This window comes from Cryobacterium adonitolivorans, assembly GCF_004402695.1.
Classification (GTDB): Bacteria; Actinomycetota; Actinomycetes; order Actinomycetales; family Microbacteriaceae; genus Cryobacterium; species Cryobacterium adonitolivorans.
Genome location: NZ_SOFL01000009.1, coordinates 28,948 through 41,445, shown reverse-complemented (window position 1 = coordinate 41,445; position 12,498 = coordinate 28,948). Strand labels below are relative to the sequence as shown.

The window sequence follows — 12,498 nt, the reverse complement described above, 5'->3', positions numbered from 1 at the left end:
CCCGGATCAGGCAGAGGCGCGCTGGATGAGCCGGGTCGGCATGATGTTGCGGTGCGGCACGTCGGGGTCGCCGGCGAGCAGGCGCAGCAGCATGTCGGCCATGGCGAAACCCATCTCGGCGGACGGCTGGCTGATGGTCGTCAGCGGCACTGCGGCTCCGATCGCGGCGGGGCTGTCGTCGAAGGCCACGATCGCGATGTCGTCGGGAACCGTGTAGCCCTGCTCACGCAGCACGCCGAGGGCACCGGTGGCCATCAGGTCGCTGGCCACGAAGAGTCCGTCGAGGTCGGATCTGCGCTCGAGCAGCCGGCGCATCGCCGCGGCGGCGGAAACGGCCGTGAAGTCGGCGTGCTCGACGGCGTCCGCGGGCAGTCCGGCCTGCTCCAGGGTGCGTTGGAAGCCGGTGAACCTGTCGATACCGGCCGGCATGTCGATCGGGCCGGTGATGGAGCCCAGGCGCCGTCGGCCGATGTCCAGCAGGTGCTGGGTGCCGGCTTGCGCGCCGGCGACATTGTCGACGTCGACGAAATAGGCGTTCGGGCCGAAATGGTCCGATGGCCGGCCGCCGAAAACCAGCGGGATCTGTGACCCGATATCGGTCAGGAACTCGTCGCGCGTGTGGTGGGAGACCACCAGGGCGCCGTCCACGTTGCCGCTGCGCAGGTACCGCATGGTCTTGTGGCTGGGATCGCTGGAGGCGACGAGCAGGTTGAGGATGTATTGGCTCTCGTCGAGGCGCCGGGTGATGCCCTGCACGACGGCCGCGAAGTACGGGTCACCGAAGAACCGGGTGATGTCTTCGGGGACGACCAGGGCGACGGCCTGGGTTTGCCGGCTCGCGAGCGACCGGGCGGCGCGGTTCGGCACGTAGTTGAGCCGTTCGATCGCCGCGGTGACCACCGCGACGATCTGCGGACTCACCTTGGTGGAACCGTTCACCACCCGGCTCACCGTGGCGCGGGACACGCCAGCGGCTTCAGCCACCAACTCGAGTGTTGGTTGCGCTGGACGCGTCTGGCGCGTTCCGGTTGTCATGAACGTCATTCTATTTTGCGAGAGCCGCTTCCGCTGCCGCGGGCAGCGAGCGAGCCGCGATGATGGCCGCGTAAGCACGGCCGCTGTCCTTGACCAGACGCTCCTGGGTGTCGTAGTCCACCCGCACGATACCGAAGCGCTTCTGGTACCCCCACGCCCACTCGTAGTTGTCCATCAGTGACCAGTAGAAGTAGCCCTTCACGTCCACACCCTCGTCGATGGCGTCCAGGACGGCGCCCAGGTGCAGCTGAAGGAACAGGGTGCGGTCGGCGTCGTGCACAGCGCCGTCCGTCGCCACGACGTCGTCATAGGCGGCGCCGTTCTCGGTGACGTAGAGGTCGGTGCCGGCCGGCCCGGTGTACTCGGCCCCGACGCGCACCAGGAGCTCCCGCAGCCCGTCGGGTTGCACCTCCCAGTCCATCGCCGTGACCGGCAGGCCCTGAGGATGGTTGAACACGCCGTCCGCGGCGGGGAAGGGCGAGCTGGTCACACGATTGGTGGGGTCGTGCGAGAGCTGTGCGGACCCGGTGGGCAGATCGGAGACCAGCGACCCGTTGTAGTAGTTCACCCCGAAGCTGTCCAGGGGCTGGCTGATCTGAGCGAGGTCGCCATCCCGCACGAGCTCGGTGAAGCCCAGATGGGCCACGTCGTCAAGGAGGTCTGCCGGGTAGCTTCCCCGGAAGAGCGGGTCGAGGAAGAACCGGTTGAGCTGGCCGTCGATCCGCCGGGCCGCATCCACGTCGCCGGGGCGGGCCGGGTCCACCGGCTTGGCCACGGTGAGGTTCAGCGTGATGCCAAGTTCCAGGGCGGGGTCGCGTTCGCGCAGGGCTTGGGCAGCCAGGCCGTGACCGAGCAGCAGATGGTGGCCGGCGGCCAGGCCGTCGGTCTTGCTCTGCCGGCCGGGCGCGTGCACGCCGGCGGTGTACCCGACGAACGCGGAGCACCACGGCTCGTTGAGCGTGGTCCACACGCCGACCCTGTCGCCGAGCGCGTCATGAACGGACAGGGCGTAATCGCGGAACAGCTCGGCGGTGTCGCGGTTGACCCAGCCGCCCTTCTCCTCGAGCGCCTGCGGGAGGTCCCAGTGGTACAGCGTGAGCCAGGGCTTGATTCCCGCACTGAGCAGCTCGTCGACGAGTCGCGAGTAGAAGTCGATGCCCTTCGGGTTGACCGGTCCGTTGTCGGGTCGAACCCGCGACCACGAGGTGGAGAACCTGTAGGTCCCGAGCCCCAGCTCCTTCATCAGCGCCACGTCGTCGGTGTAGCGGTGATAGTGGTCGCAGGCCACCTCGCCGTTTTCGGCGTTGACGACAGTGCCGGGGATGCGGCTGAAGGCATCCCAGATCGAGTCGGTGCGGCCGTCTTCATGGGCGGCGCCCTCGATCTGGTACGCCGCCGTGGCCGCGCCGAACAGGAAGCCGGCCGGGAAGCCCCTGGTCATCCCTTGACCGCGCCCTGCATGATGCCGGCGACCAGCTGCTTGCCGAGGAAGACGAAGAGCACGATCAGCGGGATGATCGACATTACTACGCCGGAGAGGACCAGCGAGTAGTCCACGTAGTAAGCGGCCTGCAGCTGCTGCAGCGCCACCGGCAGGGTGGGGTTGCCGGGGTCGAGCACGATGAACGGCCAGAAGAAGTTCGTCCAGGTGCCGATGAAGGCGAACAGGGCGAGCATCGCGGCGGCCGGCCGGGCCGCGGGCAGGCCCACGTGCCAGAAGCTGCGGATCATCGAGGCGCCGTCCATGCGCACGGCCTCGATGAGCTCGTCGGGCAGGGCGTCCTTGAGGTACTGGGTCATCCAGAACACGCCGAACGCGGTGACCAGGCCGGGGGCGATGACGGCCCAGAGGCTGCCGGTCCACCCGAGCCTGGACATCACGATGAACAGCGGCACGATGCCGAGCTGGGTCGGCACGGCCATGGTTGCGATGACGAAGACGAGCAGGCCTTCGCGGCCGCGGAACTTGAGCTTCGCGAAGGCGTAACCGGCCAGGGTGGAGAAGGCGACCACGCTGATGGCCACGGCCGACGACACGATGATGCTGTTCAACAGGGCGTTCCAGAACGGGATGCTGTCGATGACGGTCGCGGCGTTGGCGAAGAAGTTGCCGCCGGGCACGAAGATCATGCCGTTCTTGTTGATGGCGGCCGCATCCTGGCTGCCGATCAGGAAGGACCACCAGATCGGGAAGAAGGACCCGACAATGACCGCGACCAGAACGCCGTAGACCCAGAAGCCCGGGCGGCGGTCGTGTCCGCCGATTGAACGTGACTTTCTCATGAGATTCCTCGTGCCTTGATGGGTCGAACCTTGATGGCTTTGTCGCTCGTGGCGCTGATCCGCCGGCTGATGTAGAAGTTGAGCGCGGCGATCAGGATGATGATGAGGAACAGGAGCCACGAGACGGCGGAGGCCCTGCCGAAGTTCCGCTGGTTCCAGCCCAACTCGTAGATGTAGAGGGTCAGCGTCTGCCACTGCCGGCTTGCCCCACCCTGGCCGTACTGGTCGAACATGCGCGGCTCGTCGAAGATCTGCAGGCCACCGATGGTGGAGGTGATGATCACGAAGATGATGGTGGGGCGCATCAGCGGAACCGTGAGCGACCAGAACGTGCGCCAGCGGCCGGCGCCGTCGATGATCGCGGCCTCGTAGTAGTCCCGCGGCACAGCCTGCATCGCGGCCAGGAAGATCAGGGCGTTGTAGCCGGTCCAACGGAAGTTCACCATCGTGGCGATGGCGAAGTGGCTGGGAATGATGTCGACGTGCCAGCGGATGGACTCGATGCCGACGGTGTTGAGAAGCTGGTTGATGACGCCGTACTTGTCGCCGAACAGGTCGTTGAAGATCAGGGCGACGGCGACAGGGGCCACGACGTAGGGCAGCAGGACCCCCATGCGCCAGAAGGTCTTACCGCGCAGGTTGAAGTCGAGCACCGCGGCGATGGCGATGGCCGCGATCACCTGGGGGACCGCCGACAGCAGGAAGATGCTGAAGGTGTTGCGCAGCGAGATCCAGAAGTACGGCTGAGCGAGCACGGTCTGGAAGTTCTCGAGACCGACGAAGTCGCCCTGGCCACCGATGAGGTTCCAGTCGTGCAGCGACACCCAGGCCGTGTACCCGAGGGGGAACAGGCCGATCAGTGCGAAGACGATGAAGAACGGTGAGATGTAAAGGTACGGGGAGAGCTTCACGTCCCAGTGGGAAAGGCGGTGGTTGAAGGCGATGCGGCGGATCGCGCGGGCATCGACTTCGGTCGCGGCTGTCATTCGAGTCCTTGAGGGTGGGAGCAGGTTGTGCGAAAGGGAGCCAGGTGGAGGCAGATGCCTCCACCTGGCGGGTACTGCGCAGATCGGCGAACCGGCTTGTTAGCCCAGTGCGTTCACGTCAGTGACGAACTGTTCCCACGACTGCTCGCGGGTCATCGACGCGTCTTCGACCCGGGTGAGGGCCTGCTGCATGGCGTCGTTGATCGGGAAGTACTTCACGCCCTTGAACGGGGTGACCTCAACGGCGGCGGCGCGGGTGGCGAGGATCTGGCCGACCGGTGCGTCGTTGAAGAACTCGTTCGTCGAATCGAGCAGTTCGGGGCTCTCAAGAGCATCGACCTGGCTCGGGAAGGTGCCCTTGGAGGCGAACGCCGAGAGCTGCTGCTCCGGGGCGGTCAACCAGGCGGCCAGCGCCTTGGCTTCTTCGGGGTGCTCGGACTGGGTCGGAACGGTCAGGTACGAACCGCCCCAGTTGCCACCGCCACCGGGGAAGGTGTCGGCGATGTCCCAGCCGGTGACGCCGGCGGCGTTGCCTTCGATGACGCCCAGCATCCAGCCCGGGCACAGCATGGTCGCGAAACCATCGTTCTGGAAGCTCGCGGTCCAGTCGTCGCTCCACTGCTGGAGGTGAGCCGAGAGGGTGCTGCTGGCGTCGAGGACGCTGTTGTATGCGGCCTTCACCTCGGGGTTCTCGGTGGCGATGACGGTTCCGTCATTTTCTTCGTAGGCGTTGTCGAACTGGTTGATGACGCCCTGCCAGGTGGCTCCGGCCGAGTCGAACCACGGCACGTTGGTGCCGGCAGCGCTGAACGTCTCACCAGCTGCGTAGTAGCTGTCCCAACTGTCGCCGAGGAGAGTGGCGACCTCGGCGCGGTCGGTGGGCAGGCCCGCGGCGGCGAACAGGTCGGAGCGGTAGCAGACGCCCTCCGGCCCGATGTCGGTGCCGTAGGCGATCAAGTTGCCGTCGGCGTCCGTCGCGGCCTCTTCCTTCCATTCGAGCCAGCGGCCCTCGACCTCGTCGGAGGTGAGGTCGACGAACTGGTCGGAGTACTGGAGAAGCTCGGGAAGCCAGTCGACCTCGATGGCTTCGACGTCGCTCAGGCCACTGCCGGCGGCGAGCCGGGTGGTGAGGTTGTCGCGGGCCTCGTTCGATGTCGCGGCCTTCTTGGCGACGACGGTGACGTCGGGGTTTTCCTCCATGTACTGCTCGAACAGGCCCTCGTAGCCGAATTCGTTGAAGGTGGCGACGGTCAATTTGATCTTGCCACCCTCTGATTCACTCGAGTCAGCTGCGGGCGCACAGCCCGAGGCAAGTAAGGCGAAGGCTGCGGCGCCGGCAACGGCGGCCACAATCGTGGGGCGCGGGAAACGCTTCACGGTCACTCCTTTGTGTGTGTGGTGCTGGTGGTGTGGAGCGCCGCCGAAGAAAGCTGTGAGAGCGCTCTCACGTGTGATGCCCACCATAGAACCCACCCGGACGCAATGTCAAGAGAGCGCTCTCACGAACCTGCCGTCATGGCGTACTCGTTTTGTTCGCGGCTCGGCAGCGACCCCTTCGAGGGTCAAAAACGAGCTAGCCGACTTCTTAGGCGAAAATCGCGACCGCTTCCGCCACCGGTGCGGGCCCGGAAATGAGATGCAGGACGGTGTGATCGCCCGCTCCGGAGCGGAGGAGTTCGGCCAGGACCGCGGCCACATCGGCGCGGGGGATGCTGCCAGGAGTCTCCGCGCGCACGGCTCCGGCTTCGTCCGGGCCGCTGCGCTCGAGCCGCACCGTGCCGGTGGGCTCATCGTCGGTGAGAGTGCCCGGCCGCACGATGGTCCAGGCGAGGTTGCGGCGCACGAGGTCTTCCTCGGCGCCGAGCTTGGCCCGGAGGTAGGTCACGAAATCGGCCGGCACTCCCCCCGGCGTGACGCCGTCCCGCACGAGGTCGGCGCCGGTGGAGGAGATCTGCACGAACCGGCGCACGCCGGCGGCTTCTGCGGCATCGGCCAGAAGCACCGAGGCGCCCAGGTCGACCGTGCTCTTGCGCGCGTCGCCGCTGCCCGCACCTGCTCCGGCCGCGAAGACCGCAGCGTCGGCACCGGCAAGAACCGCGGCCAACGCGTTGACCGAGCTGTTTTCCAGGTCCAGCAGCACGGATTGGGCGCCGTCGAGCAGGAGGTCAGCGCTCTGCTCTTCATTCCGGATCAGCCCGATCACCGTGTGTCCGTCGCGAGACAGCTCCCGGCTGAGGGATCGAGCAATTTTTCCGTGGGCACCTGCTACAACAATTCGCATACCCACTACAACCGGACGTCGGCCGGGGGAATTCCCCAGACCGCGCTCCGAGCGCGGGGATGTCGTCGGTGCAGGATATGCTCGGCATCGTGTTAGAACAATCGCGCCGGGGGGCGTCACCGCGCGTGCGCCGTCGCCGCACGCTTGTCGCGGCCACGGCAGGCCTCCTGGTGATCGCCGGCGGCGGAGCCGTCATCCTGGGCGGTCTCACCGGGCGCGCCACATCCGGGGACACCGGGCCGACCACTTCCGCCGCCCCCACGGAGACCGAGCCTGCCATCACGCCGGCCGAACCACGCCCCTCTCCGTCCGCCTCGCCCGACCCGGCGGCGGCACCCACCTTCGACCGTGAGGCCCATTCGATCGACGACCCGAACAGCATCTGGGTGGTCGTCGACAAGCTCCGTCCGCTCAACCCGACCGACTACAGCCCCGGCGACCTCGTCGACGTCCCGGTACCCTTCCAAAACAAGCCACAGCTCCGGCAGGAGGCATCCGACGCCGTGGTGGCGCTCTTCGCCGCATTCACGGCCGAGACCGGCCTCGCGCTCCAATCGCAGAGCGCGTTTCGCAGCTTCGACGCCCAGACGCGGGTCTACAACAACGATCTCGTCAACCTCGGCCAGGCCGGTGCCGACCTGAGCACCGCGCGCCCAGGCACGAGCGAACACCAGACCGGTCTCACCATCGACATCAGCGCCCAGCCCGGCGAATGCTCCCTCAACGCGTGCTTCGCCGACACCCCGCACGGACAATGGCTCGCCGCGAACGCGTGGCGATTCGGCTACCTGTTGCGCTACCCCGCCGACAAGATCCCGGTGACCGGCTACGAGTTCGAGCCCTGGCATTTCCGCTACATCGGGATCGACCTGGCCACGGAAATGCACAACACCGGGGTCACCACGCTCGAGGAGTTCTTCGGCCTTCCGGCCGCTCCGTCCTACGGGTAAATCGGATAAATCCATGCTCATGCATGGGTTTTGGAGGTTCTCCACAAGGTCTGGCCATGCGCGGATGTTTCCCTGACAGGTCCCCACCCCGCCGATGAGAAACGATTCTGTGCGCCCCGATCCCGTTCTTGACTCCCGAAAATCCACCAGGCGCCAGCTCAAACGCCAACACCAGAAGGCCCGGCAGAAACGCCACCTCCCAATCGTGGCCGACCTCGCCGCCGCCACGGCAACGGTCACGCCGTCTCCGACGCCCACTGCCACCATCTCGATGCCCGCCGTTATCACCCCGGCGGTTCCGATCATCCGCAGCACGGTGCTCGCCGCCGATGGAACGCCGGCCGGACCGGTGACCGGCGGCACCCGGGTGACCGTCACGGGTACCGACCTCGAGGGTGTGACCAGCGCAAGCTTCGGCGACAAGCCGGCCCAGGTGGTCTCGGCGACAGCGGACACCGTGACGCTGCAGACCCCCGCCACGACGGACCCCGGTGCGGTGCAGGTGAGCCTGTTCGCCGGTACCGGTGATCCGGTGCAGGTGGCCGGCGGAACGGGCGTCTCCGGTGACGGCGCCGCCTCGAGCGGCGCCGCAACGGCGGCCCTCACGCAGGCCATCGAGCCCGCCGCCGGTGGGGCCGTCGCCGCGGTGGCACCGGCCACCGCGGAGCCGACGCCGCCGGTACTCACCTTCACCTACGTGCCGGATCCGAAAATCACCGCGCAGATCGACTACGTCCTGGCGCACTGGCAGGACTACAACACCGAGGTCTTCGGCTCGATTGCCGGCAACGACTGCGTGAACTTCACCAGCCAGTCGCTCATCACGCGCGGCTGGACGATGGACGCCGAGTGGTCCTTCAGCACCGGCCAGTACAGCCCAGCGTGGGCCAGCTCAACAGCCTTCGCCGCCTACCTCACCGCCCATCCCGAGCGAGCGACGGCGCTGACGAACGATCAGCGCGCCGAGGTCACTGTCGGCGCACACGAACAACACCGACTACAGGTCCGTCGACGAATCGCTAGTGCTGGCCGGTGGCAGCGTGGGCTATAGGAGCGTCCAATAGGTGCCGGGCGGACTCCTGCCGGCCCATCGGCGGCTCGGGGTCCAGTCCCAGACTCTTCACCAAATGATGTGGTTTGCTTGGATATTCCCTTCGAATAGAGGTAGCTGTGGCTTTAGCTCGACCAGCACGGATCGGCGTCATCGCCCTGGTCCTCAGCGGACTCGTCGTCGGAACCGTGGCCCTGGCAACATCCGGCGCGGATCGAACCGGTTCGGCCGAAGACGGTGCCACGACGGTCAATGCCGCCACATCGGCGGAGGCCGCGCCGCGCGCGACCCCGGCCACAACGGCCGCGCCCGTCGACGTCGACCCCGCGGTGCAGGCTCAGTTGGGCTACGCGCTGGCGCACTGGAAGGACTACAACACCGACGATTACGGCGTGGTCACCGGAAACGACTGCGTGAACTTCACCAGCCAAGCCCTGGTGGCCAGGGGATGGGCCATGGACGAGGACTGGTGGACCAGCGGAACCGGCTCCGAATTCGACTTCTCATCACCGTGGGTGAGTTCCACCGCGTTCATGAACTACCTGACGGACTCCGGCCGGGCCACAGCCCTGACCGACGACCAGCGCGACCAGGTGAAACTCGGCGATGTCGTGCAGTTCGACTGGGACAACACCGGTGACCGTGACCACACCGCCATCGTCTCCCGCATTGAGGGAACCGGAGACGACATCGTCATCTACTACGCCGGGCACACCGACGACACCGACTACCTCTCGGTGGACTTCGCCATCACCGAGAAGCACCCGGGCGGTACCGCCTACTACTGGAGCATCCCGTAACCTGCCGAGTGCGGGCTAACTGATCGCGGCGTCGACGATGGCCTTCGCCTCGACCTGCACCTGCTTGAGGTGCTCCGGGCCCTTGAACGACTCGGCGTAGATCTTGTAGACGTCTTCGGTGCCGCTGGGCCGGGCCGCGAACCAGGCGTACTCGGTAAAGACCTTGACACCGCCGATGGCCGCGCCGTTGCCCGGGGCGTTGCTGAGCGCGCCGATGATCTTGTCGCCGGCGAGCTCGGTGGCGGTGATGGCCGCGCCGTCGAGCTTGCCGAGGGCGGTCTTCTGCGCGGGCGTGGCGACGGCATCGATGCGCTCGTAGGCCGGGGCGCCGAAGTGCTCGGCCAGCTCGGCGTACCGCACGCTGGGCGACTTGCCGGTGACGGCTACGATCTCCGCGGCGAGCAGGGCCAGCAGGATGCCGTCCTTGTCGGTGGTCCAGACGGTGCCGTCGAAGCGCACGAAGCTTGCGCCGGCGCTCTCCTCGCCGCCGAAGGCGACCGAGCCGTCGATCAGGCCGGGAACGAACCACTTGAAGCCCACTGGGACCTCCCACAGCTCACGGCCGAGGAACCCGGCAACGCGGTCGATCATGGTGGAGGAGACGAGGGTCTTGCCGATCGCGGCATCCGCCCGCCAACCGTCGCGGTGGCTGTAGAGGTACTCAATGGCCACGGCAAGGAAGTGGTTCGGGTTCATCAGGCCGGCGTCCGGCGTGACGATGCCGTGGCGGTCGGCGTCGGCGTCGTTGCCGGTGAGGATATCGAAGTCGTCCTTGTGCGCCAGCACCGAGGCCATCGCGGAGGGGCTGGACGGGTCCATCCTGATCTTGCCGTCCCAGTCCAGTGTCATGAACGCCCAGGTCGGGTCGACCAGCGGGTTGACCACGGTGAGGTCGAGCTCGTACCGGTCGCGGATCGCGCCCCAATAGCCCACGCTCGCGCCGCCCAGCGGGTCGGCGCCGATGCGGATGCCGCTGGCCTTGATGGCCTTCATGTCGATGATGTTCTCGAGGTCGTCGACGTAATGGCCGCGGAAGTCGTAGGTTTCCACGGCGCTCGGCTCGGCCATGCGCACCGCGCGTATCTCGTCGGCGATGATCTCGTTGGCGCGGTTGGCGATCCATGAGGTGGCGTCGCTGTCGGCCGGTCCGCCGTGCGGCGGGTTGTACTTGAAGCCGCCGTCCATGGGCGGGTTGTGGCTGGGGGTGACAACGATGCCGTCGGCCTGGTCGTCGTGGCCGGCCCTGTTGTAGGCCAGGATCGCGTGGGAAAGCGCCGGGGTGGGCACGAAGTCGTCGAACTCGTCGACCAGCACGCGCACGCCGTTGCCGACGAGGACCTCGAGGGCCGTGGTGGTGGCCGGCTTGCTCAGAGCGTGGGTGTCGGCGCCGATGAACAGCGGGCCGGTGATGCCCTGGCCGGCGCGGTACTCCACGATCGCCTGGGTGGTGGCGAGAATGTGGTTCTCGTTGAAGGCCGTGTTGAGCGAACTGCCGCGGTGGCCCGAGGTGCCGAAGACGACCCGTTGAGCCGTCACGGACACATCCGGTTTGAGGTCGTAGTAGGCCCGGATGAGGGCCCCGACGTCGATCAGATCTGAGTTCTGGGCCAGGGTGCCTGCGCGTTCGGTCATGGTCCCCAGTCTTGCACTCCAACTAGGCTGTGAGCCATGCCAGAGACTCCCGATGTGCACTACAGCTTCCTGGGACCGGCCGGGACCTTCACCGAGGCCGCCCTCGCCCAGGTGGCCGCGGCCCAGGGCCTGCCGTGGCGGGCCGTCAACAACGTGGGGGAGGCCTTCGCTGACGTCGTGAGCGGCCGCAGCGTCGCCGCCATGATCGCCATCGAGAACTCGGTGGACGGCGGGGTGAGCGCCACCCAGGATGCCCTGGCCAGCGTGCCGAACCTGCGGATCATCGGCGAATACCTGGTGCCGGTCAACTTCGTGCTCGTCGCCAGGCCCGGAACCAGCCTCGAGGACGTCAAGATCGTCAACGCGCATCCGGTGGCGTACGCGCAGTGCCGCAGCTGGCTCGAAGCGACGCTGCCCAGGCACGGGCACATCCCCTCGTCGAGCAACGTGGCCGCCGCGGCCGCCCTGTTCGAACCGGGCCCGGCGGATGCCGCCGTCGCTCCGCCCGGCATCGAGAAGCACCACGACCTGGTGGTGCTCGCCCGCAACATCGGCGACAACCCCAACGCCGTCACCCGGTTCGTACTCGTCGGACGCACCACCGTGATCCCGGAGCCGACCGGGGCCGACAAGACCAGCGTCATCGTGGAGCTGCCGGAGGACCGGGCCGGCGCCCTGCTCGAGATGCTCGAACAGTTTGCCACCCGCGGTGTCAACCTCAGCCTGATCCAGTCCCGGCCGATCGGCGACTCTCTCGGCCGCTACCGTTTCGTCATCGACGCCGACGGGCACATCCTCGACGAACGGGTCGCGGACGCCCTGCTAGGGCTGCGCCGGTTCAGTCCCAAGGTGATCTTCCTCGGTTCGTATCCGCGGGCCGACAAACAGGCCAATGTGTTCACCGACCGGTACGACGACGGTGTCTTCATCGAAGCCAGGGACTGGCTGCGCGGCCTGGTGTCGGGGGAGCCGACAGCGTGACCGAGCCCGGGGGGACCGGCGCAGATCGGCCGGCGTTCGACCCGCGGCACGATGCCAGGTTTCAGCGCGGCTACCAGCCCGGCGACGCGCCCCGCCCGCCCGAGCGGCGTGAGCTGATCGGCCCGCCGCCGGCGAATCCGGACACCGCGGCCGCCGGACCCGGCGACGACCTCGACACCCTGGCCTTCGACGGCGACACCTTCCACGACGAGCTGGAACGATCGAGCTGGAACCCGTTCATCACGCTGCTCTGGGCGGGTGGTGTCCTCTTTGTCGTCGTCGCCGTGACCCTGCAGTGGCAGGGCGCGACGTACTCATTCACAAACTTTTCCTACGCCGGCAGCGGGCCCGTCCCGTTCGGCATGTTGGTCCAACAGTTGAGCTATACGATCGCCCCGCCAATGCAGATCGCGGGCCTGCTCACCCTCTCTGGCCTGCTCTTCTGGCACGCCTGGGCGTGGCGAGCCCGTCGGCGCCGAAGCGCCCCGAGCCTCTAGCC

12 protein-coding genes are annotated in these 12,498 nt (G+C 67.3%); 5 read left to right on the top strand and 7 right to left on the bottom strand.

Annotation, left to right across the window (positions count from 1 at the left end; translation table 11 throughout):
- Nucleotides 1-6: 6 nt before the first annotated feature.
- The 6 genes from E3O42_RS03955 to E3O42_RS03930 all read right to left on the bottom strand — a co-directional run bounded on the left by E3O42_RS03955 (nucleotide 7) and on the right by E3O42_RS03930 (nucleotide 6,585).
- The gene (locus E3O42_RS03955) at nucleotides 7-1,035 is read right to left on the bottom strand and encodes a LacI family DNA-binding transcriptional regulator (RefSeq protein ID WP_134452628.1); all 1,029 of its coding nucleotides are present in this window, start codon (nucleotides 1,033-1,035) and stop codon (nucleotides 7-9) included.
- A gap of 10 nt (nucleotides 1,036-1,045) precedes the next feature.
- Complete coding sequence (locus E3O42_RS03950) at nucleotides 1,046-2,476, bottom strand: GH1 family beta-glucosidase (protein ID WP_134452627.1); 1,431 nt, start codon at nucleotides 2,474-2,476, stop codon at nucleotides 1,046-1,048.
- Nucleotides 2,473-3,318 (bottom strand): carbohydrate ABC transporter permease, encoded by an 846-nt coding sequence (locus tag E3O42_RS03945; protein WP_134452626.1) that lies wholly within the window; start codon nucleotides 3,316-3,318, stop codon nucleotides 2,473-2,475. Before E3O42_RS03945 ends, E3O42_RS03950 begins: the two co-directional genes overlap by 4 nt.
- On the bottom strand, nucleotides 3,315-4,304 hold the full coding sequence (locus E3O42_RS03940; protein WP_134452625.1) for a carbohydrate ABC transporter permease: 990 nt from the start codon (nucleotides 4,302-4,304) through the stop codon (nucleotides 3,315-3,317). The genes E3O42_RS03945 and E3O42_RS03940 overlap by 4 nt, the downstream gene beginning before the upstream one ends.
- Nucleotides 4,305-4,403: 99 nt before the next feature.
- Nucleotides 4,404-5,687: an ABC transporter substrate-binding protein gene (locus E3O42_RS03935; RefSeq protein ID WP_420897857.1), complete on the bottom strand. Its 1,284-nt coding sequence runs from the start codon at nucleotides 5,685-5,687 to the stop codon at nucleotides 4,404-4,406.
- A gap of 202 nt (nucleotides 5,688-5,889) precedes the next feature.
- Nucleotides 5,890-6,585: an NAD(P)H-binding protein gene (locus E3O42_RS03930; protein ID WP_134452623.1), complete on the bottom strand. Its 696-nt coding sequence runs from the start codon at nucleotides 6,583-6,585 to the stop codon at nucleotides 5,890-5,892.
- Nucleotides 6,586-6,674: 89 nt separating this feature from the next.
- Between E3O42_RS03930 and E3O42_RS03925 the strand changes: the two genes are divergently transcribed.
- From E3O42_RS03925 to E3O42_RS03915, 3 genes are all read left to right on the top strand, one after another.
- Nucleotides 6,675-7,535, top strand: coding sequence for a M15 family metallopeptidase (locus E3O42_RS03925; RefSeq protein ID WP_241984619.1), 861 nt, complete (start codon nucleotides 6,675-6,677; stop codon nucleotides 7,533-7,535).
- Nucleotides 7,536-7,629: 94 nt separating this feature from the next.
- Complete coding sequence (locus E3O42_RS03920; RefSeq protein WP_134452622.1) at nucleotides 7,630-8,586, top strand: amidase domain-containing protein; 957 nt, start codon at nucleotides 7,630-7,632, stop codon at nucleotides 8,584-8,586.
- A 119-nt stretch (nucleotides 8,587-8,705) separates the two neighbouring features.
- The gene (locus E3O42_RS03915; RefSeq protein ID WP_166787888.1) at nucleotides 8,706-9,386 is read left to right on the top strand and encodes an amidase domain-containing protein; all 681 of its coding nucleotides are present in this window, start codon (nucleotides 8,706-8,708) and stop codon (nucleotides 9,384-9,386) included.
- A 15-nt stretch (nucleotides 9,387-9,401) separates the two neighbouring features.
- Here E3O42_RS03915 and pgm read toward each other — a convergent pair whose 3' ends face one another.
- A complete protein-coding gene (gene pgm / locus E3O42_RS03910; RefSeq protein WP_134452620.1) occupies nucleotides 9,402-11,018 on the bottom strand; it encodes a phosphoglucomutase (alpha-D-glucose-1,6-bisphosphate-dependent) in 1,617 nt (538 codons plus the stop codon).
- 36 nt (nucleotides 11,019-11,054) lie between these two features.
- On the opposite strand from pgm, the gene pheA reads away from it, so the two are divergent.
- Both pheA and E3O42_RS03900 read left to right on the top strand, forming a co-directional pair.
- The gene (gene pheA / locus E3O42_RS03905) at nucleotides 11,055-11,999 is read left to right on the top strand and encodes a prephenate dehydratase (RefSeq protein WP_134452619.1); all 945 of its coding nucleotides are present in this window, start codon (nucleotides 11,055-11,057) and stop codon (nucleotides 11,997-11,999) included.
- A complete protein-coding gene (locus E3O42_RS03900; RefSeq protein ID WP_134452618.1) occupies nucleotides 11,996-12,496 on the top strand; it encodes a hypothetical protein in 501 nt (166 codons plus the stop codon). The genes pheA and E3O42_RS03900 overlap by 4 nt, the downstream gene beginning before the upstream one ends.
- Nucleotides 12,497-12,498: the final 2 nt, after the last annotated feature.